The 22144-nt window shown below is 56.1% G+C and carries 16 protein-coding genes; 2 read left to right on the top strand and 14 right to left on the bottom strand.

Features of this window, described 5'->3' with window-relative positions:
* Positions 1-108: 108 nt before the first annotated feature.
* Together MJ923_RS04705 and MJ923_RS04700 are read right to left on the bottom strand one after the other, a co-directional pair.
* Positions 109-3669, bottom strand: a complete 3561-nt coding sequence (locus MJ923_RS04705; protein ID WP_240590098.1) for an ABC transporter permease/M1 family aminopeptidase — start codon at positions 3667-3669, stop codon at positions 109-111.
* Between the two features lie 11 nt (positions 3670-3680).
* On the bottom strand, positions 3681-4559 hold the full coding sequence (locus MJ923_RS04700; protein ID WP_240590097.1) for an ABC transporter ATP-binding protein: 879 nt from the start codon (positions 4557-4559) through the stop codon (positions 3681-3683).
* A 258-nt stretch (positions 4560-4817) separates the two neighbouring features.
* Here MJ923_RS04700 and MJ923_RS04695 point away from each other — a divergent pair, with 258 nt between their 5' ends.
* A complete protein-coding gene (locus MJ923_RS04695) occupies positions 4818-6110 on the top strand; it encodes a transglycosylase SLT domain-containing protein (protein WP_240590096.1) in 1293 nt (430 codons plus the stop codon).
* A gap of 5 nt (positions 6111-6115) precedes the next feature.
* On the opposite strand, the gene MJ923_RS04690 is transcribed toward MJ923_RS04695, so the two are convergent.
* The 9 genes from MJ923_RS04690 to MJ923_RS04650 all read right to left on the bottom strand — a co-directional run bounded on the left by MJ923_RS04690 (position 6116) and on the right by MJ923_RS04650 (position 18873).
* Entirely contained in the window at positions 6116-7042 is a 927-nt protein-coding gene (locus tag MJ923_RS04690) for a LysR family transcriptional regulator (RefSeq protein ID WP_240590095.1), read from the bottom strand.
* Positions 7043-7071: 29 nt separating this feature from the next.
* On the bottom strand, positions 7072-7362 hold the full coding sequence (locus MJ923_RS04685; RefSeq protein WP_240590094.1) for a hypothetical protein: 291 nt from the start codon (positions 7360-7362) through the stop codon (positions 7072-7074).
* 9 nt (positions 7363-7371) lie between these two features.
* Entirely contained in the window at positions 7372-10887 is a 3516-nt protein-coding gene (locus MJ923_RS04680) for a pilus assembly protein (RefSeq protein WP_240590093.1), read from the bottom strand.
* Positions 10888-11262: 375 nt separating this feature from the next.
* Positions 11263-12324 (bottom strand): 2-alkyl-3-oxoalkanoate reductase, encoded by a 1062-nt coding sequence (oleD, locus tag MJ923_RS04675; RefSeq protein WP_240590092.1) that lies wholly within the window; start codon positions 12322-12324, stop codon positions 11263-11265.
* Positions 12321-14012: an olefin beta-lactone synthetase gene (oleC, locus tag MJ923_RS04670; RefSeq protein WP_240590091.1), complete on the bottom strand. Its 1692-nt coding sequence runs from the start codon at positions 14010-14012 to the stop codon at positions 12321-12323. The genes oleD and oleC overlap by 4 nt, the downstream gene beginning before the upstream one ends.
* Positions 14009-14917: an alpha/beta fold hydrolase gene (locus MJ923_RS04665; RefSeq protein ID WP_240590248.1), complete on the bottom strand. Its 909-nt coding sequence runs from the start codon at positions 14915-14917 to the stop codon at positions 14009-14011. Before MJ923_RS04665 ends, oleC begins: the two co-directional genes overlap by 4 nt.
* 14 nt (positions 14918-14931) lie before the next feature.
* Positions 14932-15981, bottom strand: coding sequence for a 3-oxoacyl-ACP synthase III (locus tag MJ923_RS04660; RefSeq protein WP_240590090.1), 1050 nt, complete (start codon positions 15979-15981; stop codon positions 14932-14934).
* Positions 15982-16284: 303 nt separating this feature from the next.
* Positions 16285-17607 carry a methyltransferase gene (locus MJ923_RS04655; RefSeq protein ID WP_240590089.1) on the bottom strand — a complete coding sequence of 441 codons (1323 nt, stop codon included), beginning with the start codon at positions 17605-17607 and terminating at the stop codon, positions 16285-16287.
* A 108-nt stretch (positions 17608-17715) separates the two neighbouring features.
* Complete coding sequence (locus MJ923_RS04650) at positions 17716-18873, bottom strand: chemotaxis protein (RefSeq protein WP_240590088.1); 1158 nt, start codon at positions 18871-18873, stop codon at positions 17716-17718.
* A 156-nt stretch (positions 18874-19029) separates the two neighbouring features.
* Here MJ923_RS04650 and MJ923_RS04645 point away from each other — a divergent pair, with 156 nt between their 5' ends.
* Positions 19030-19257 carry a DUF1289 domain-containing protein gene (locus MJ923_RS04645; protein WP_126169402.1) on the top strand — a complete coding sequence of 76 codons (228 nt, stop codon included), beginning with the start codon at positions 19030-19032 and terminating at the stop codon, positions 19255-19257.
* Between the two features lie 23 nt (positions 19258-19280).
* On the opposite strand, the gene bla is transcribed toward MJ923_RS04645, so the two are convergent.
* The 3 genes from bla to MJ923_RS04630 form a co-directional block, all read right to left on the bottom strand.
* Positions 19281-20012 (bottom strand): subclass B1 metallo-beta-lactamase, encoded by a 732-nt coding sequence (gene bla, locus MJ923_RS04640; protein WP_240590087.1) that lies wholly within the window; start codon positions 20010-20012, stop codon positions 19281-19283.
* Between the two features lie 89 nt (positions 20013-20101).
* Positions 20102-21619 carry a peptide MFS transporter gene (locus MJ923_RS04635; protein WP_240590086.1) on the bottom strand — a complete coding sequence of 506 codons (1518 nt, stop codon included), beginning with the start codon at positions 21617-21619 and terminating at the stop codon, positions 20102-20104.
* Positions 21620-21769: 150 nt separating this feature from the next.
* The gene (locus MJ923_RS04630; protein ID WP_126166304.1) at positions 21770-22126 is read right to left on the bottom strand and encodes a YajD family HNH nuclease; all 357 of its coding nucleotides are present in this window, start codon (positions 22124-22126) and stop codon (positions 21770-21772) included.
* Positions 22127-22144 lie beyond the last annotated feature (18 nt).

Genomic DNA, 22144 nt, shown 5'->3' with positions numbered 1-22144 from the left:
GGCGAGCACATCCGGCCACTCAAGCAAATTTGCATTTCCTCTCATGGCTCAGGCAATAAAAAAGCGGCCCGCTAAAACGGGCCGCTTGGGTTGAATAACTATCAGGCGTTACAGCTTGAAGATGTTGTCCTTGCTGTCACGGTCAACCAGCTTCACGAAGGGGTCAACCCCAACGAAGGCCGGCTTCTTGTCCAGTTCAAACGACAGCTTGTTTTCACCGCTCTTGAGCGGATGCTTCTCCAGCAGCAGTACATCGTTTTCATCGGTCAGGGTGTCGGGATCGGCCGCAAAGAGGCCAATATCGACCCGCTCGCTGATCTCCACCTGCTGCTCTTTACCCTCGTTGTTGGCGGTCAGTTTTCCGGCATGAATGGTCAAATCCACCCGTACCTTGCCGCTGTCGAGTTCAGTCAGCTTCACATCCTCAAGACGCAGGTCGTAGAGGGTGATCTCATTGAAGGAGCTGTCCACAAAGGCCTGCTGTTCGTCGCTCAGCCCCTGCTTGATGTAACTCACCAGATCCAGGGTGGTCGGGAATGGGTCGGTGCGATAGCGGAAACGCTCAGCAAAGGCCGCCAGATTGGCGTTAAGCGCCTCTTCACCCACCACATCCTTGATGGCCATCATCACCACAGAGCCCTTCTGATAGTGAATGTACTGCTGATTCTCACTGCGAAGCAGCGGCATCTCGCCAATACGCTCGGCGCCGCGACCACGCAGGTAGCGGTCCAGCTCGTAACGCAGGAACTTACGCAGCATATGGGCACCGTACTTCTTCTCCATCAGCATCAGAGCTGCATACTGAGACAGCGACTCGGAAATAACCGCACTGCCCTGCACATCGGCCGCGCCTACCTGATGACCCCACCACTGATGCGCCACTTCGTGGGCGGTCACGTAGTACACGGGGTCAATCTTCTCTGGATCGCGAAGGTCAGTGATAAAGCCGATGCGCTCCGAGTAAGGCACAGTATTGGCAAAGCTCTGGGCAAAGGTGCGATAGCCCGGGTATTCCATAATTCGCATCTGACGATGCTGATAAGGACCGAAGGCTTCACCGAAGTAATCGATGGAGTCACGTACCGATTCCATCATACGGTCAATGTTCCAGGGGTGATCCGCGTGGTAGTAAACCTCGATGTTAATGCCTTGATACTCTTCCTTTTTCACCGCATAACGGCCAGACACTATGGAGAAGAAGTTCACCATGGGGCTGTCCATCTTGTAGTGGAAGTAATTGCGGCCATTCTCCTGCCACGACTTGGTAAGGTAACCGGGCACAATCGCAGTTTGGTCACCTGCGGTCGACAATGTGGCCTCAAAGTCGATAAAAGTGCCCTGGGGGCCAAAGAAGTTCTGCTGATGGAACTGCTCATCCTCAAGCTTATTGGCCCTGTCTTTAGGGGCCAAGCCACGCTTTTCCCGCTCATGGCGGTCAAGCAGCTCGGCTTCGCTCTGATATCCAAATACCGGCAACAGCGAGAGGTTGTCGATAAAGGTGCCGTTTTCCACCACAGCCCAGTCGTGATTGGTTTCGGCTATGCCATTGGTGTCGCGGATAAGCGAAATCTCACCACTCACCTCAGCACCTGGCGCTACCGGGGTGGCGAAGTTAAGCCAGCCCACCGGCATATCAGGGTCGATATCGCCAAAACTCGCGCCCGGGATATCAAACTTGATAGTCGCAGGGTCGGTGTGATTAGGCAGGCTCACCAGCATACGGGAGACAGGCTCAGCCGAACGGTTTTGCCAGCGCATGGCAACCCTGGCTTCGATGCGTCTGTCTTCAGGGAAGATGTTGAACTCACCTTTTACCGACACAGGCGACAGCTGAGGCAAGACTTCGTACTGCTTATACCGCTTCTCGTAGTCTGCCAGCTGATCTTGCGTATCTTCCGGCGTCATGTACTGATTCACCACTGTGGTTTGGTAGAAGAGGTAACCTCCCATGCCCACAAACAGCGACAGCGCAAAGCCGGCCAGGGCACTGCCACCAAAGCCCAGCTGATACCCAAGCAGCTTAAAGCGTGCCTTGAGGCCCACTTCCGGACCACGGCGATACAGACCAAAGGCCGCCAAAAACAGCAGCACGGTAAAGGCGCCCCAGTAAATCATGTACAGGCTGTGGCTCAAAAGCCCCCAACCAAAGCCGTTCATATCCGAATATGGAATGGTTGGCGAGGCGGCGAAGTTATTCAGACTGTGGCCAAAACCCCAGGTCGCCAGCACCAGGCTGACAATGTAATAGCCCACGAACAGGCCCATACCGGCGTACTTGTTCGGAGCCAACACCTGCAGGAAGAAGGCCAGCACCGCCGACATCATTAACGGCAACAAGATCACAAAACCCAGGCTGATGGCGTAGTGGCCAAGCTCCAGGTTCATTTGCCCCTTAATCAGCTGGAAGCAAATGGTGGTCAGCATGGCGAACAGGTACAAAAGCACCATCACCAGACTTAAGGCCACAAATTTGGAACCGAGGAACACCTTGTTGGATACCGGCATGGCATCGATGATGTCGCCCATACCTGTGCTGCGCTCACGCCAGACGATTTCGCCGCAGTAGTAAACCTGCACTATGACCATCAGCAAACCTGTGGAGCCCACAATCAGGGTTACCATGTCTTGGGTCAGCGGCCAGTTACTGGTGCCGTACCACTGCAAGTCGCCGGCAATCATGGGGCCGAGCAGATTGAAGATACTGAGCGCACCAAGGATGTAAAAAGGCGCGGTAAAGAGCACCTGTTTTACTTCAAAGCCTACCCGGGTCCAGAACTGCTTGCTGCCATTCACTTCAGGGCGGCGCACCAGTTCTGCCAAAGGCGGCATCACAGGCACCTTGTAGCTGCCGGTTTTCTTGGCTTCGGTTTTGCGGGTCAGACTGGGCTGACGATGCAGGCCACTCAAGGCCAGAATAGCCATGGAAATACCCAGCCACAGCAGGCGGTTTTGCAGCATCAGGCCTTCAAGACCCATGCTGATGGTGTTCTTCTCTTCGATGGTCCAGTAACGCGCCACCTGGGCGTAGGTACGCAGACCAAAGGGATCCAGCAGGGCGGCAATTTCACGGTACTGTGGCTGGCTGGCAAGCTGACCGGCCAAGCCATACAGCACAAACAGCGCCACGGCCGTGAGGTACAAGGCCATCATGGAGCGGAACTTCTGCGCCATGGCGTAAAATAGCGCCGATAACAACAGCAGCGTCGGAGCTACCAGCAAAATCAATGGCTTGATATAAAACCACAGCGAGATATCACCGAAGCGACTGGCATCCACCCAGGGCATCAGTGAGCCCAGCAGATGGCCCAGCGGCGCCAGGGTAAACAAAGTCAGCACCACCAGATAGCTGCCCGCAAAGCGGCCCAGCTGGTATTGCAGCGGCGACAGGGGTTTCACGTAAATCAGCTCTTCCATCATGGACTGCTGATTGCGCACCGCAGTACTGCCGACAAAGTTCACCACCGCAAACATGGCAATAATGCCGGTAATAAGCAGTGTCTGACCAATGGCGAAGGGGCTGTTTTTCAGGACTTCACCGCCACTGCCAATCTGCACTGAGTCAGAGCCGGTCGCGAAAAAGCACACCATAAACAGCAGAAGGCCGACCACATAAAAGGACGGCTGGCGCAGGTAATAGCGCCACTCGAATGAGAGTGTCTGTAGAAACATACTGCCGCTCCTTAGGCCGCCTGACTGCGGTGGCTGTGGAGGGTAGAGAAATACAGATCTTCAAGGCCGGCATCTGTGGCCTCAAAGCCCTCAGGGCAGGTATCCGACAGCACGTTCAGCACGGTGCGACCGGCAAACAGACGCTTGGAGATCACCGGCAACCTGGCTTCCAGATCCGCCGCTTCCTGCTGAGTCACGGTGCGCTGCCAAATCTTGCCCTGCAGACCACTGACCAGATCCTGTGGGTTGCCCTCCAGCAAAATACTGCCGGAGGCCAGCACCGCCATATTGGGGCACAGCTCAGCCACGTCTTCTACGATGTGGGTCGAGAGAATAACCACCCGCTCCTCACCCAGGCTCACCAGCAAATTGTGGAAACGGTTGCGCTCTTCCGGGTCCAGACCCGCCGTCGGCTCATCCACAATCAAGAGTTTGGGGTCGCCAAGCAGCGCCTGGGCAATACCAAAACGCTGACGCATACCGCCAGAGTAGCCGCTTACCGACTTGAATCTGTGCTGGTACAGGTTGGTGTGGGCAAGCAGACCATCAACGATTTCTTTACGCTCTTTGGCGTTATTGAGGCCCTTGAGTACCGCCAGATGATCCAGCAAATCTACCGCCGTCACCCGTGGGTAAACGTTAAAGTCCTGGGGCAGATAACCGAGCATGGTGCGAAGACGCATAGGGTCGGCCATCACATCGATACCATCGAAGTGGATACTGCCGGAATCGGCCGACTGCAAGGTGGCAATGGTGCGCATCAAACTGGATTTGCCGGCACCGTTGGGGCCAAGCAAACCGAACATCCCCTTGGGGATTTCCAGGTTGACGTTGTTCAGGGCTTTAACCCCGTTATCGTAGGTTTTATTAAGGTTTTTTATGCTAAGCATGGGTCCTTTCCGCTTCAATTTACTAAATCCGCGAGTGAAACATATCAAACCCAGCTTTAACGTCACCTTAATAATTGTAATAAAAAATCAATATTTTACAGTACAGCGTTTAGAGTAAAAACTAGCATGGGTGCACTAAAGCAGTGGGCAAAGCCTTTTACCCAACCGGTGAAAAGCTTTTGCGTCTTTGGGTGGATGTGGCGGGCTGCGAAGCAGAGTATGATGAGCGGTTTGCTGACCATTTACTGCGGAGACGCCATGGTATTGAAGTTAAAACCATCCGAACAAAGGCGTTATGCCGAAGGCTTTTGGGGCGCCCCTTCGCTGGCGCTGTTTGCAGCACTGTTTTCTACATTGATACTCTCAGGCTGTCAGCTGTCCACTGTACCTGCCACCAATCCGACCGATGAAACCGTTCTCAGTGAGCCATCTGATGAGCCAAACTCGGCCGCGACTGAAATGAGCAATGACGAAGACACCGGCGCTGCGACTGGCACCGAGACAACACCCAAGGCATCGTCAGCTCACCGGGTAAAAACCACAAAGGCCCAGCAGACGGATACCAAAGCGGTGGACTACAGCGACCTGTGGCACAAGATTGCCGACGCCCGCAGTATCGACATTCCTCCCCATAAAGAAGTGGACTACTACCGCGGCCAATTTGCCTCCCGCGCCCTGTTTCCGGCCAACGCCACCCGTGCGGCCAGCCCCTGGATGTTCCATGTAGTCAATGAGCTCGAAGCACGCGACATGCCGCTGGAACTGGCGCTGCTGCCCCTGGTGGAAAGTGGCTTTCAGCCCGGCGTAAAAGGCATTGGCGGTGCCGGGCTGTGGCAGCTCTCGGCCCAGACAGCCCGGGGCCTTAAGCTCAGGGTCAACAAAGAATACGACGGACGCCTCGACCCTATTCCCGCCACCCGCGCGGCGCTGGATTACCTGCTGTACTTGTACGAGATGTTCGACAACGACTGGTTATCGGCGGTGGCGGCCTACAACATGGGGGAAGGCAAGCTCAAAAGCGCCATTGCCCGCAACCGGCGCCAGGGCAAGCCTGAGGATTTCCTCTCCCTCGGCATGAGCCGCAACCAGGCACCAAGCCTTTACAAGTGGCTGGCAGTAATTGAAATTGCCCGGGACCCGGCCGCCCTTGAAATGAACTTCCCTGTCATCGCCAACACTCAGGTACTGGGCCGCGAAGGTGTACCCAATGGCGTTAGCCTCAGCAGTGTGGCCAAGGCGATTGCCCTGCCCAAAGCAGAGCTGCTCGCCCTGAACCCGGCCTTTAAAACCCAGGTAGTGCCATCAAGCGGTAAGTACATGATAAACCTGCCACTCGAGCAAACCGGGGCCTTTGAGCTGGCCAGGGCTCAGTTGAAGCGGGAACCCAATGCCGTCGGCAATGGTGGCAGCTATGTGGTCAAGTCCGGCGATACTTTAAGTGGCATAGCCAAGCGTCAGGGGGTGAAACTCTCAAGCCTGATGCAGGTTAATGGACTGAATAACAAAAGTATTATTCGCCCAGGACAGAAACTGGCTATTCCCGGGGCCTGAACCGCTTAACGCTGCACCAGGGCGCCGTTGCCAGCTTGTGACCCCATGTTCAGTGGTCTACTCATGGCCATAAATGCCTCGGTGGCCCAGAATGGATCCCGGGCACTGGCCTTGAGCAGACTAACGTCCAGCGCGGGCGCATTCTCACGCAAAGGTACCGCCACCAGGCGCTGCATATCGACGCTCCAGGGCCGGAAGGCAAAGTCCGGCAACAAGGCGATACCACTGCCCGCCGCCACCAGGCTACGGGCAGTTTCTATGTTGGTCACCCGGATCTCAGTCACAGAGGCAGGCATGCCCGCCCACAGCTTGTGCTGTGCCCGTTCGAGTTCTTCATCCTCTACCCTGATAAGAGTTTCGCGCGCCAGTTCATCCAGTGAAACCTCACTGCGACTCGCCAGTAGATGAGATGGCGCCAGCCACAAACTCCAACCGGAGTTAAGCAGTGGCTCGGCGTCTCGAGGCATTTGTCCACCGGCGCTCTGAAGGCTCAGCAGCAAATCCAACTCACCCTCAGATAAAGCCTGCTGAAGCAAAGGTCCACGTCCTTCACGCAACCGGATACTGACACCGGGCTGCACCCTGGCAAAACGGCTCAGCAATGACGGCAACAGGTAGGTTGCCAGCAGCGGCGTCACGCCAATCACCAACTCACCGCGGCGAGGTTCATCACGGCTCAGGGTACGGCCGGCATCTTCAACAGCCTCGATTATCCTGTGGCAAGACACCAGAAACTTGTGTCCTTCCGCGGTCAGGCTTACCCCCTTGGGCGAGCGCACCACCAACTGGTGTGCAAGCCCGGTTTCCAACTCTGCAAGGGAGTTGGTCAGCGCCGACTGGGACAGCCCCAGACAACGGGCGGCCTTGCTCAGGGAGCGTTGCTCGGCAATGGTCACGAAATAGCGCACCTGCCGAAGACTGAAATTAACCATAGTCTTCCTGTAAACGATTTAATGGGATGTCACTCTTTGCCCCAGAAAGCCGCTTCGGCGGCATTGATTGCGGGGCTTTGGAAATGGGCACTTTTTGGGATGCACTCACCCACACGGTGAATGTAAAGGCGGCGACTGTTGGCTCTGGGTGGAACAAACCAGCTTCCGGGCAATCTGGTGGGCAAGGCACGGATTTGTTCAAGTGGCAAAGCATAACGCGCCACAAATACCCCATCTTGAGTGTCGAGCTCACACTTATATTCGTCGGCCGCCGCGGCAATGGTGATCAGCGTCAAGCAGCCGAGTACAAGCTTACGCATACGGTCTCCTTACTTGCTGTAGTAGTAGATTTTGTGGGTTTCAAGCCCGCCACCAATGCAGCGAGGACCGCCGTCTTTACAGGGGTCGCAATTAAGGTCATTCGCCGGACAGGGAGCCTTTTTCATGTCGTAGTCGGCATTGCCGATACCGATGAAATACATGCGCTCACCATCTGGGATCACCAGTTGGGGGGTATCTGCCAGTTGGGAGCCCATTTCCAGCCGCTGACGGGTGAAGAAACTGAAGCCCCTGTGCAAATCCATGCCATAGAGAAAACTGCGGCCCTTTGCCTGGCACAGGTTCTCGTCCCCAGCCTCGGGCGCGAAGGTGGTGAAGAACACCCTGCCCCGGACTATAGTGGCGCTGGACAGGCTCTTCTCACCGGGCAAGCCCAGGCCGTAAACCCAGCCACGTGTCTGGGCAAAAGCTATTTCGTCCTGTTCCGTTATAGGCCTTTCACTGACATCAAACAGATCCTCGGTGGTAAGGGGCTCCGGCGGCTCATCTCCGCCCAGCATTTTGTTAAACGAGTGACTGGCGGTAATGCGGTCCTGCAACAGGAAGAAGGCATCCTCGCGGCTGGTGTCCATAGGTAAAGGCCGGATCCCCGAGCCTATGGCAACCGCATCGTAAGGCAGCTGGCGGCGGCTAACCCGGGTTTCGGTGCCTGTTGGCGTGTCCAGCTCCAGGGTAAAACTGAGATCTGTTGCCGTCTGGGCGATAACAGGTGCAGAAAAAAAGCGTCTGTCACTGGCTGCCGAACTGCCCCCCAGGCTGGCAAACTTGAAAGCAGACCATGCAGCGCCAGTCTTATCCGGCTTAGGACCGGGCAAGTCCAAACGCCAGACATTCCCCCCCGTGTCGGTGGCATAAATTCTGTCGGTCAGACCATCACCATTGGCATCCAGCACCGCCACTTCGTTGGGAATGCTGTCTTTCAGCCCCGGCATTAGAGTCTGGTTCTCACGGACAACGTCGGCACTGAAGCTGTGGATCAGGTTGCCATCGGTCGCATCGAGGATATACACCCCCAGCCCCATGCTGTCACCGCTGCCAACCTGTGCTGAGTCTTTGGCGCCAGGCTGATAACCACCTCCCACTATCAGCACGGGCCCCTTATGGCCCGGGATCTGGGTTACCACTGGCCTGGCCCAGGTCTGGCCAAGTCCTTCCAGCCCCTCGCTGTCCGGGCCTGCCTGCCACAGCATGGTGGGATTTGCAGGATTGGAAATATCCAGAGCGAAATATTGCTTTCCGCCACGGCGCATCCCAAAGAACACCCAGGTCTTTTGCCCGTCAGGTCCGTTCTCGCGGTGCACAACCGGGGTCGAGTCCAGACCGTAAATATTGTGACCGCCGCTGACCGCCGTTCTCAGAGGATACTGATTTGACAGCAAACTCCAGGGCATAAAGGCCCACAGTTCTGACACTGAAGTGCCAGAGTCTTTGAACATGTGCAAAAAGCCCTGATTGGTGGCCGCCAGCAGATAAACGGCTTTGTTACTCCCACTACCGTATTCCAGCGCAACCGGCCTGGCATGGAGCATATCGCCGAAGCTATCGCTGCGGCTCTCGGTGCGGTCGCCATCCCTGTCGGCATCATCAACATCGACGCCGCGGATCCAGGACACATGGTTTCCAAGCAAGGCTTCAGGCAATCCGAGCTGCAACGCCAGCTCACCGCCGCCATTGGCGATGGCCGTGAGACTATCCAGAGTCAAAGGCGCCAGCTTGGCTCCGTCCTGGGTGTAAAGCACCCTGTCTTTGTCCGCCATGGCGGCAACGGCCGCAGCAACACCGCCACGGCCGAAATTCTGACCGTCGCCCCCATTGCAGGAGCCAGCCCACACAGAGCAAGCCTCGGCCGCCACACCGCCATCCGCCGCGGTGACAGACATACCATTTTTATCCAGCACCCTGCCATCGCCACTGAGGCGATACTTCTTGATATCACCGCTCCAACGGGGACGCTGGGCTGAACGGAACATGGGTAAATAAACGTGCTCACCGGTTTCAAGTCGGGTTTCACTGTTAACGACCGCCGGAGATGAAAAGCTGGATTCCCGCTCGACTATCTGGTTCAGCGCCGCCTTCAGCGCCTGCTGCAGCTTATCCTGAAAATTGCTTTGGGAACTGAGGTCGGTGGCATCGAAGAAGCTGCCGCCACCTACAGTGGCTACCGACTCCAACAGGGTCTTGGCACCCAAAGCCCCCTCGGAGTAGCCGATGGTATGAGTAGACACCATCTGCTCGCCATCAACACCGGGGGTTACATCATGGGTGTTCATCCACCCAGCCAGCGAAACCAAGGCCTCCCTGGCATTTTGCATCTTGCCCCAGTCATTATCATCACTGTTGCTGTATCCCACGCCGGTGAGAGAACGGATGGCATCGTTGGCGTCAAAGTCTTCGGTGGGCTCGCCGTCAGTGATGTAGATGATGTAACCACGGCGATCACAGCGCTTAAAAGGCGACTGATATACGCCTTGAACTTCGGCGGCGGGATCGCCGGACATACCTTTGTAAGCGGCACCGTAATCCCAGTAGTAGTCCCTGTCCTGATTGCCGTAAAGCACAGGTTCACCAGCGAAATAACGGTAGGCCTCATATAAGGTTTCGCAGGTCGGAGTTTGGAAGGCGTAGCCCATGCGTTCAACCTCCCCAAGGAAGGTCATCCGCCGCGCACTGTCAAACCTGTTAATGGCGGAGACAATCTTGCCTCCATGGCCGTAGGGTCCACCGGGTTCCTCACGGTCGCCCAGATTGACGTTGAATATCGCCAGCCCCAAATCGATATCCACCATGGAAAGCGCTACCTGCCGCAGCGCCTCCTTGGCCAATTCCATTCTGGTGCCATAAACCGGAATGGTGTTGTCTAACTTCCAGTTAATGTAGTGCTCGCTGTAAAGGGTGACTGTCACGCCGCGGCGAAGTCCGGATGCTCTGGCACTGGCCTTGGCGGCGTCACGATGGGCCTGGGAACTATTGGCATTGACGCGGATATAGGCTTCAGAATCACCTGCTACCGGTAAGCCCTCTGCGCGTCCTGCGCCATTTTGATAGTTGCCGCTTTCGATGTCGGCAAGGCAATCCACCAATACACTCCCGCCACTGGCTGGCGTATCGGACCACTGACGCAGCTGCGGGTCAAAACTGCCGATAAAGCCGGTATAGACCCCGTACTTTTGCAGTTGCTCCCATGAATCGGCACAGGCGTTGTTGGCATGCAAAATATAGCTGGCCGCCTGCAGGTTATTGACATTCAGCTGCTCATCGCCGCGGGTAAAGTAGAGCTTGCTGCCTGCAGCAGGTGGCAGCGGCTCGCCACTGCGGCTGGTTTGAGGCACATAGACGGGGGACATCTGAACCGTCGCCCCCATACTGCTTGAGGTATCCAGAATTATCAGTACCTGCGGCCTGCTGTTACCTGTGCTGACCTTAAACAGTGACGTATCGTCTGCAGCACTCAAGCTGGCGATACACAGGAGCGCCAGGGCGCGGACAATATTTCTGGAAACAGGCATGACAACTTCCCGAATGACTGGTCTGAGGCAAGAACACAACAGGATTTCGCCATTAAGTTGGCTATAAGGCGGCAACCATGCTGCGCAAGTCGCGGCGACTTTACCTTGTTACCTCATTGTTACTCAAGCATTTTGCATACAATATATATTATTAAATGGTAAAAATTGCTTTACAGACAGGAAGACAATCCAGGCATCATATAAAATGTTATGCGACTGTTTTATAAAATATTTTTAGCAGTTCGGGTGTCTGGGCGACTTAATTTGCATGGATGGGAATAACAAAAGCTAATGAGGATGAAGCGGCAGATACGGCCAAAAAGATAAGCCCCGGCATTGACCGGGGCTTACAAAAAGACGGGATCGTCTAACAGATCAGAGCGCTGATTTAACCCAGGGAGCCAATCGTTTCATCCCTTCATCGAGGGAAATCAGCGGCTGGTAGCCAAGCAAGGTTTTGGCGGCATCGATGCGGTAGTAATGGCTGCAGGAGAGCTGACGCGCCACAAAGCGGGTGATAACCGGCTCTTCCTCTTTGCCCAGCAGGCCATAAATACCTTCAAGCAGCGCGCCCACGGCGTAGGCGAGCCCCACAGGAACACGGGGCAGACGTTGATGCTGATTGTCACAGGCGAGAATGCGACCCAGCATGTCGGCCATGGTCACCGGCTCATCGTTACTCAAAAACAAGGCTTTGCCGCCACAGGGACTATCGTCCTTCAGCAGCGAAATGGCCGCCAACACATGGGCGTGGGCGGCATTGTCCACATAAATGGTATCCACCAGCTTGTTTTCACGGCCCACCAGCTTAAGGCGCCCTGCCCGGCCACGGGCAATGACCCGTGGCACCAGATGAGGGTCTTCCGGCCCCCAAATCAAATGCGGCCGCAGCGCCACTGTGCGTAAATCCTGGCAGTGTGCCGACAGCATCATGGCCTCGGCCTCGGCCTTGGAGGCGCCGTAATGATTCAAGAAGTGGTCAGCATAAGGCGCAGACTCATCGATACCTGACTCATCTTCGCCGGCAAAGGTCACGCTGGGGGTGCTGGTATAGATAATGCCCTTTACGCCCTGCTGCCTTGCGGCCTCAATCACGTTGGCGGCACCTGTGACATTGGGGCCATAGTAGCTTTCGCGGCTGCCCCAAACGCCCGCCTTGGAGGCTACATGGAACACCAGCTCGCAGCCCTGCATGGCCGCTTCAAGCGAGGCGATATCGGTTATATCGCCCCTGTGCATGGTCACGCCCAGCTGCTTAAGCGCCGGGTAATCCGAGCGGGCAATCCCCACCACCTCTATACCCGCCGAGAGCAACTGGCGGCAAAGCGCCTTACCCAAAAAACCACCGGCGCCGGTTACCAGCACTTTGGACACCTGGCCAGCCAGCGTTCTGGCGGCACTGATTTGTTCAGGATGCAGTGGAAAAGCCTGGGTCATTTAAGGCCACCGGAGAGTTGTTTTTCAGCCCAGACAGCCAGTTTTTCACGGAAAATCTTGGCGTTATGGCGCACATCCATGGGGAAAGATTCATGGATAAGGAAGAAGTCGATACCGCGGGTGATGTCATTGGCCTCGGCCATTTCCCTGAGCTCGCGATACAGGGTACTGGCGTTGTTGCAGGCAAGGCTCTTATCGAGCTCGATGCACACCAGCGGCAGCTTGTCACCGAGGCGATGCACCCCCACCAGCGCCGAGCGCGCCACCAGCGGATGGTTATTGAAAATCCGCTCACAGGGGATAGAGAAATAGCGTTTGCTGAAGGCGCCGCCCTCGGTAGCATCCACCCGGTGGGCCTTGCGGCCGCACATCCACAGCCGACCTTCGTCATCGAGATACCCAAGATCGCCCATGCGGTGACGTTTCACATCGCCATCGCCTATTTTGGCCTGAAGCGTGGCTTCATCCCTGTGGTAATAGGCCTGGCTCACCATGGGCCCTTTGGCCACTATCTCACCGATTTCGTAGGCTTGTAAAAGTGGAGCCTGTGACCAATCGGCGATGGGAGCTTCATCAATGGCAATAATATCGATTGCCACGCCGCTCACCGGCTTGCCAACAAGAATACCGCCACCTTTGGCTGTCACCTCGCCACTTAAGAGCAGCTCATCGCTGGCGACAAAACACAGCGGCAACCCCTCGGTTGCACCGTAAGAATTGAGTACGGGCGCGCCTTCTGGCAATAAACGGCTAAAGCGGCTGATGGCATCGATAGAGGCTGGCGCCCCGGCAGAAATCACCCGCTTGACGCCGGTCAGCTGCCTTTGATTGTCCACACAGAAACGGCCAAGCTTATCCAGCAGCGCCGGATTGAGGAACAGGTTGGTACAGCCATAATCGGCAATGGCTTTAAACAAATATTCGGGATTGGCCTTGATAGGACGGCTCGCATCCATACAGGGCACTATGGAGGCCATACCTAGCGCGGGACCAAACAGAGCAAACAGCGGAAAAGTCGACAGGTCACGCTCGCCTGGACTGATGCCATAGTCCTGCTTAAGCGCGGTTATCTGCGCCTCAAACATCCGGTGACTGTATTCCACGCCCTTGGGCACGCCGGTGCTGCCGCTGGTAAAGAGGATGGCGCACAGCGCATCTTCGTCCAGCATCACCATCGGGAATGCCCCTTTATCCTTGCCCTGCTGTTCAAGCTGAGCCAGAGTCGGGCCGCCCCAGATTTTCAGGCCGCGGCCCACGGTTATCAGGGTCTTTAGCGTGCGCTTTCCCCAGCCAAACAGCATCCGCGCCACATGGGCCTTAGGGATGCCGATAAAGGCATCGGGCTCGGCCTCATCGAAGCACTGACCGAGGTTTTTAATGCCCATGCCCGGGTCGACCATCACAGGGATGATCCCGGCCTTGAACAGTGCAAAGGTAAGCGCAAAGAAATCGAGCCCCGGCGTCACCATCAGCACGGCTTTGTCACCGGCCTTGAGTCCGGCGCTCAGCAGTCCGTGGGCAATGGCATCGCTGCGACGGTTCAGCTCACCGAGACTGAGCTCATCGTAGCAAAGCTCGCCTATGCCTCGGGGTGGCTTACCAAATCTGTGCCTTTGCACCGCAACCGCCAGCCCTTCGGGGCGCTCGGTCGCGGCGTTCAGCAAGTGACGGCACAGATTGGCACTCATGATGCCAGCGCCTCGCGGGCGGATGAGCGGTGAATAAACTGCTGAATATGGCCAATGACTTCATCGGCCGCATCTTCGAGAATGTAATGGCCACAGTCGGCAAAGGCGTGCACCTGGGCCTTGGGCAGCTTTTGCTGCCATACCTCAAGGAAGTGTTTATCAAACACAAAATCCTCAAGACCCCAGCAAATCAGGGTCGGAACCTCGGTGAAACCAATGAGACTGGCTTCAATCCTGCTGACCTCGGCGTAGGCTTTATCGCCTGGCTGCAGCGGAATGTCCTGCACAAAACGCAGGGTGGAAATACGGTTGGCCCAACTGTTGAAAGGCGATACGTAGGCTTTTCTCAGCGGCGCTGACATGGGGTTTCGCTTGCAGCCAATCACAGAGGCGAGCCCTGCAAAGGCGTTAAAGCCCCGCACCAGCACAGTGCCCAACCAGGTATTACGGCAAATTTTAAGCCGCAGTGGCAGAGGCTTGCTGGTTGGCAGATGAAACGCAGCGGTATTTAATATCACCAATCTTTCAATGGCCTGCGGATATTTGGATGCCCAGCCCATGCCAATCATCCCGCCCCAGTCGTGTACCACCAGGGTCACTTTCTCGTTCACCCCAAGGTGAGCCAGCAGCGCCTCCAAATCGGCAATACGGCTGGTGAGGGTGTAATCGTATTGGCTGTCATCGGGCTTATCCGATAGTCCGCAGCCCACGTTATCCATGGCAATACAGCGGTACTCGCCCTTGAGCGCGCTTATCAGATTGCGGTAGTACAAGGTCCAACTGGGGTTGCCATGAACCATGACCACAGTGCCCTTTGGCGAGGCAGGGGCTTCATCCACATAGTGAATATTCTGGCCCTTGTGGCGGAAATACTGCCGCTTGAAAGGCAGCAGGGTGTCCAGCATTAATTCGTTACTCATTACCAGCGCAGCCCCAACATCATGCAGTTAAGGCCTGAGCCTATGCCAAGAAAACTCACCTGATCCCCGGGGCGCAAAAAGCCCTGATCGTGGGCCATGGCCGCCGATACCGGTAGCGAAACCGTGCCCATATTGCCAAGTTCGGCAAAGGTAGGAAATTCTTTTTCTTCAGGAATTTGCAACGCAGAAAGCACCTGTTTGCGGTTGGCGGCGCCCACCTGGTGACAGATGACTTTATCGACCTGGCTTGCCAGCCATTCGCGCTGTCCGAGGAAGTGCTGCCAGGTTTGCTTGGCAAGCTCCACCCCTTCTTTGAGCAGGGTTACGGCGTCGGTGCGCATAAACTCGCGGTAGATGCGATGTCCGGCTTCCTGCAAGCCCCACTGGCACAGCTGATGATGCTCAGGGGCTGCCAGTTGACTGGCGCCCAGCAGTTGATGGTTGCGCTCGGTGGCCAGCTTGAAACTGCCATCGGTTAGCAGCACTGCCACGGCGCCTGAACCGCCGGTGAGCGTGGCCAGCGACTGGGCAAAATTCTGCATGGTTGGCTCGGCCAGCATACGGTCGATGGTCACATCGACGATGTCACGGGCCGATTCACAGGACACCACCAACCCGGCGCGGATTTGGCCAAGCTCGATGCGGTTGGCAATGTCGAGAATGCCCGACAGCACCCCAAGACAGGCATTGGAAATATCGTAAATTGCGCTATCGCGACCCACGCCAAGCGCGGCTGCAATACGGCAGGCCGTGGCGGGTTCGTGCTGATCGCGGCACACACCTGTATAGACCACGGCGCCCAAATCACTGGCACTGAGGCCGGTTTCTGTGAGGGCCTTTTGGGCTGCGCTGATAGCGCCGTCAGACAACCTGTGACCCAGCGGCCACCAGCGACGCTCGCGAATACCGGTCAGGGCAGCCAGCTGTCCCATAGGAATACGAAACTTTTGATACAGGGGAGCGAGACGCTGCTCTAGTTCAGAGCTCGATACGACAACAGGGGCCAGTTCGTAGGCCATGCTGTTGATAAATACTCGGGAATATTTCATTCAGTTCTAATTATCTGGGATGCAAAGCTCACGGCCGCTCGCCACTTCGGCCTGACAATAATCAGCCATTATCCAGAGAAATGCAGGTCAAGCCAACCAAAATACTCAACTAATAGCCCCGGACAGGCGCTCATCCGACCCCTTAGTTGAAAAAGGACCCGACGTGAAAGCGGCTATTCAAACAGTGCTGCCTGAACTGGGCCTGAGAATTTGCCCGATTGACAGGAATTTCAAATCAAGTGTGCAGAAAACCTGCGTCACCTTTGATAAGCCCAAGCACAGGCCATGAACCAGCAAAGAGCGTTAGCGGCGTGCTTCAATCAGCGCATTGCGGGGAGTCACTTGCGGCGCACAAAAAGCACTGAGACTGACGCGGTAACCAGCCTCCAGCAAAAAGGCCGCCCGGTCCAGCAACAAAAACTGCTCTATCAAAGGCCGGAACAAATGTGCGGCCAAATCCAGCCTGCGGGTGAGCTGCTGGCGTTTAAGCCCCAGAACAAGCCAGGGCTCGGCGTTAAAGTCAGCAGGCAGTGTCAGGCCGCGGTAATCGGCGGCCCAGTGGCAAAAGTCGGCAAAGCTGCCGGACAGCTGGCTTTGGCGCATCGATGGCAGCGGCAGGTACTCATCTTGATTGCGAAGGGTGCGCTGCAGGCTGTCAAACCCCAGGCGCCAGCTTACTTCCTTGAGGCGGTCAGCGTTGGCCTTATCCCCCGCCACCAGTGAGTGATTCAGAGGCAATTGCAGGGCCTGGCGCGACAAGCAAAGGCCGGATTTCCGGCCTGCTGCACTGATGCAGCAATAATCGCCGCTGGCAAAAAGATGATAACAGCAGGGGGAAAGACTGATGGCTTCAGTGCCAGCGGCCACCGCCTTTCGCATCAGCGTCAGATGCAGCTCGCCGCAGGCATGGAGCGCCAGCGCATGTTGGTTGGTGTCAAACACTTGGGCAGTATCGCCAAAAGCATCGGCGCACACGAAGCGCTGCTTTACCGCGCGCTTGTCGGCCTCCAGCGCGCCTGCCTCACAAAGGGACTGCTGCAGCTCAAGGCTCAATACCGGCATTTGGGTCACAGCGCCCATCAGGCGGCCAAGATGGCCCTTACCGGCGCACCACTCAAGCACAGGCAAAGCGGGGCTGCTCGCGGCAGTAATGGCCACAAAACGGGATATTTGCTCCCATTTGCGCCCCTTTATGCCAGCGGCAAACCGGCTTAATGTCTGCGCTGGCAGCAAGGTGTCCGGATGATAACGGGCATTCTCAGCTCGGCTGTCCAGCGGATTGGCAGGCAGTGTCCAATCAAACAGTGATTTAGACCAGGCCAGCTCGCCGCGTCTGGCCAAGTCGGCTTCCAGAGCCGGCCACAGCAGCGCACACAAGCCGCGCTGATCTCTATCCAGTGGCTCTATGTGGTCATCGTCGATGGCCCAAAGTGCCTGGGCAAGCGCGGGGAAGTCGCTCTCCCAGGGCAGGTCTACACACTCAAAGGTACGCAGGTCCCACAGGCATCTCCCCTGCTCAAGGGTGCTCGCCAGCGACTCAAGCCTACGCAAAACATCCGCCAATTCAAGCGCTGGGCTGATATCTGAGGTCGGCTGAGATGTTTGCTGCGAAGACAATGACGACACGAAAAATTCCTGACAGAAGACTAAAAAAACGGCCTCCACAGAGTGAAGGCCGCTTCATTATACGTGGCTTTAGCCGCTGTTCCCACATACAAGGGGCAGCCTGGTTTTTTAGAGGGTTTGCGCCTTTTTAAGCGCCATCCGCTTACCCAGCCACACACCCAGCCCCAGGGGAGCGAAAAACACCACCAGCAAAAACAGCACTATGTACAAAATGAGGCTTTTCAGGGTTTGCGTCAGCTGCTCAAACACCACTTCCACCGCCTTTTGGGTAATGACTTCCAAATCTTTGGCGGCATTGGCACGCTCGCGGGCTACCATGGTCTCCAGCGCCTCCCGCTCGCGGGCGACCATGGCCTCGAGGGCTATCCGCTCCTCGGAGAGTCTGGCAAGTTTCTCATCTGTGCCTGCGCCCAGCTTTTCCAACAGTGGCTCCAGCTCCTTGCGCATATCCACCGCCAGCTGCGACATCATTTCCGGGCTTTGGGCCATCAGCGCCTGAAAACGGGCGGCGGTGTCGGCCATTTCACGCAGGGTGCGCTCAATTTCTTTTGGGTCGACACTGGAGTGCATGGCAAAGAGTTCGGCCTTCCAGCCTAAAATCTTCGGCGTTTGACTGCTGATGGCAGCGAGGCGATCGGAAATATCACTGGCAACTTCAGGCGCCGAGCCAAAGGTGGTCACAGCATCGCTTTCATCTATGCCGCGAAAGGCCAGCCAGTCAGCAAAGGCGCTTTTGCGACCAAAGCCGATATCGGTGAAGGGATTGGCGGCAACATACTGGCTGACAAAGGCGCTGTCTTTGCTGAAATCGCCGCTTTTGGCGAAACGTTTTACCCGCTCGGTAAATTCAGCTTCCAGCGCGCGGGTGGCCTCCAGTGCCAAGCCCTGACGCTCACCAAACAGTGCCTGCCCGGCACCGGTCTCAAAGAAGGCACGCATTTGGGCGGTATAGACCCAGGTGTCTATCATGGATGCCACCGGCGATGCCTGATACAGGGTGGTCTGCAGCCCCTGCTCGGCATAAATCTTCCACATCAGCGCATTGGCCTTGATGCGGTCATCATCCTGCTCCAGCATGATGGCATCGGCGCTACTTTCCACCTGCTGATAAAAGCTGCTGGCAAAATCACGGGTAAACACCCGCATATTCAGTTGCTCCTTGGGCAGTGGCACCACGCCGCTTTCCAGTTTGACTTCCAGCAGCGAACAGCCGCCAAGCAGCACCAATAAGGTCGTGGCCAACAAGGCTGTGAGTCTGTGTTTCATGCAGTGTCGCTCCTTTTACTCTGTTGAGCGCAATTGTACCAGCGGCGAACCAGCGTGACCTATCCGCCAAAGTGATAGAGATCATAAGTTGGGGAAATGCCCACTGAGATGCTAGACTCGGCGTCCAGTTTTTAACCCGTTAGGAGAATGCCTGTGATCCAATCCCCCTGCGTCGCCCGCTGCGGCCTGAACGATGAGGATTACTGCATGGGTTGTCTGCGCCATATCGATGAAATTGTCGGATGGTCCCAGGCGAGTGATGAGCGAAAGCTGGAGATCCTGGCCAGTCTGCCTGCCCGCAAAAAAGCCCTCGAGGGTGAAAATAATCAGCCACTGAGCAGAGCCAAATGGCTGGAATCTGAAGCCCGCTTGGGGCTCGATTAGTCGTCTGAAACCGACAACCCGGTTTATTGCGCCTTCAGCGCCGCTTCGGCCAGCACTTTGGTGTGCTCAAGCAGACGCTTGTCCCCCAGCGCGCCGTGGCCTGGCACCACGGTATTCACTTCGGGGAATTTTGCTATTACCCGCGACATGGACTCAGGCCAGGCCTGCAGCGAACCATCGCCGTAAAATCCCATCGACTGAGTTGAGGCTTCCCGCACCAGACAGCCGCCAAACAGCAGTTTTTCATCGGGCAGGTACACCACCAGATTATCGTTCGCATGACCCGAGCCCGGATAAAATACCTCAACCTTGTTGCCGAAGTACTGTATCTCGTCGCCACTGAAAGTCTGGGTCGCCAGGGTCTTTTGATGTTGCTGCAACATCGCCTGGGTCGCCTCTGAGCTCAGGGTTGGAATACCCGCTTTCTCATACACGCCAAAACTGCCGGCTCTGTCTTCGTGCCAGTGGGTGGCGAGCACGCCTTTAATGATTAAGCCCTGCGCGTTTGCCCACTCCAGCATGGTCTCGGCGTCGGCATCGCTCCATGGCGTATCCACAACGAAGGCCTCTTTGCCATCGACCAAAATAAGGCCATTGGCCGACACCTTGCCCCAACCCTCAATCGTTTTCTCACTCTGGTGCAGGTAGAGGTTTTCAGATAATGGGGTGATTTCAAGCGCTGTAGCGCTGGCCGCAAAAAAGGCCTGGGGAGAAACAAGCACAGCAATAGCGCCAACAGCCGAGCGAAAAAACATAAATGGCTCCTTTAGACACAAGAAAAAAACAAAAGCGCCGGCATGGTGCCGGCGCCCGTTAATGACACTGGATCAGCAGCTTAAGCAGGTCAACTATCCTGCGCCGCGGTATTGTGACTGTGGTGGGTTTCAGTCAGGCGACGCATCAGCGGCAATACAGCCAAGGCTATCACCGTGCAGCCCAGAGCGGCAAATCCCAGTTTATTAAACAGGTTGGTGTAAATCGGCAGGGTCTCCAGCGGATCGGTAATTCCCTGAGGCACACTGGCAAAGTTGGCCACCACACCGCCCAGATACTGGGAAATGCCCGAGGCCACAAAGTACGCCCCCATCATAAAGCCGCCCATACGCTCGGGCACATAACGGGCAATCATCGCCAGTCCCAAACCGCTCACCAAAAGCTCGCCCAGAGAGTAGGAGCCATAGCCCCAAATCATCACCCAGCTTGACGTTTTACCATTCACCGCATACTCACCGGCAATACCATAAATAAAGAAGCCTGCCGCCACCACCGCAAAGCCAAGGGCAAATTTGGCGGCAATGGAAATGTCCTTGTTATTCTTGCCACCCCAAGCATAAACCCAGGCGAGAACCGGGCTTAACACCATGATCCAGATGGGATTGAGTGCCTGAAACTGTGCAGGCGACCAGGTCCACAGATGGGTACCTGCCACGACAAAATCCCAATCGACGTTACGCAGAGCAAAGAGCGCCAGCGAGGTCGACATCTGCTGATAAAAGATGAAGAAAAACACCGTTTGCAGGGTAAGCACCAGCGCCGCAATCAGCCCCGCCCGCTCACTCTCTTCACTGGTGCGGATAAGGTGGACAAAAATCCCCAGCACTACCACACCGGCGCCATACACAAACACCCGCGCCACGTCTTCAAATTCGAGGATAATGGCCGATGCCACCACTGCCAGCAGCGAACAGCCGAGCACCGCCATCAGCTTGCGCTTATCCACCGGCAGCAGATCCGGTTCTGAGCCGTATTCATCCAAGGTGTGGCGCATCACCATATAGTTGGCAATACCCACAATCAGGCCGACAAAACACACGGCAAAGGCGGCATGCCAACCGAAGCCATCGCCATAGTTGGCGTTAACGTAGTCCTTAATCCAGGGGGTGAGCAGCATCGAGAAGGTGGAGCCCACGTTCACGGCCATGTAGTAGATGGTGAAGGCGCTGTCGATTTTGGAGTCATCGCCTTCATAAATCTTGCGCACCAGATTACCGGCGTTGGGTTTGAACAGGCCGTTACCGACCACGATAACCCCGAGGGCCGAAAACAAAAACCAGGTGTTGTCAGTGGGCACCGCCATCAGGGCATAGCCCAGGGTCAGTACTCCGGCGCCCAGGAGCATGGTGCGTTTGGTGCCCAGCACCTTGTCACCTACCCAACCACCTATTGCGGGTGAAACATAAATCAGCGCGGCGCAGGCACTCCAAACCAAGTTGGCCCGGCTGTCCTCAAAACCAAGGCGCTGCACCATAAAGTACACAATCAGTGCCTGCATACCGTAGAAGCCAAAACGCTCCCACAGCTCTATCAGCGACACTGTCATAAATGAACGGGTCTTGGAGACCGGCATATTCCCTGTTGTCATTGCAAATATCCCATCTTGATTATTGTTATGATCCAGCCCGAGTATAGGGTGATGCTGCACACAAACCAATCAGATTTTGCAGACAATTTATACAGATGCCATACAATAAAAAAGGCGCCTTCAGGCACCTTTTCCAACCCGCCAAACTGGTTATTTTTTGTTACCCATCAGGGCTTTGAGATCGGCAAACGGATTGTAGGTCGCCGACTCCTGTTTGGCCTCCTGAGTGCTGCCGTAACGAATAAGCTCTTCAAAGCGTGAGTGCTCATTGTCGTGGCAGTACAGGCATAAGAGTTCCCAGTTAGAACCATCTGAGGGGTTATTGTCGTGGTTGTGGTCGCGGTGGTGCACCGTCAGTTCAGACAGATTCTTATGGGTAAATTCCCTGGCACAGCGGCCACATACCCAGGGGTAGAGCTTAAGCGCCCGCTCCCGGTAACCACCTTCACGTTTTTCACGGTACTCGCGCTCTGCGGCCAATACCTTATCGAGTTTACTCTGGGTCATATCAGGTCCAAAACGGCC

The organism is Shewanella zhuhaiensis (genome assembly GCF_022484835.1).
GTDB lineage: Bacteria > Pseudomonadota > Gammaproteobacteria > Enterobacterales > Shewanellaceae > Shewanella > Shewanella khirikhana.
This window is presented reverse-complemented; position numbering and strand designations above follow the sequence as displayed.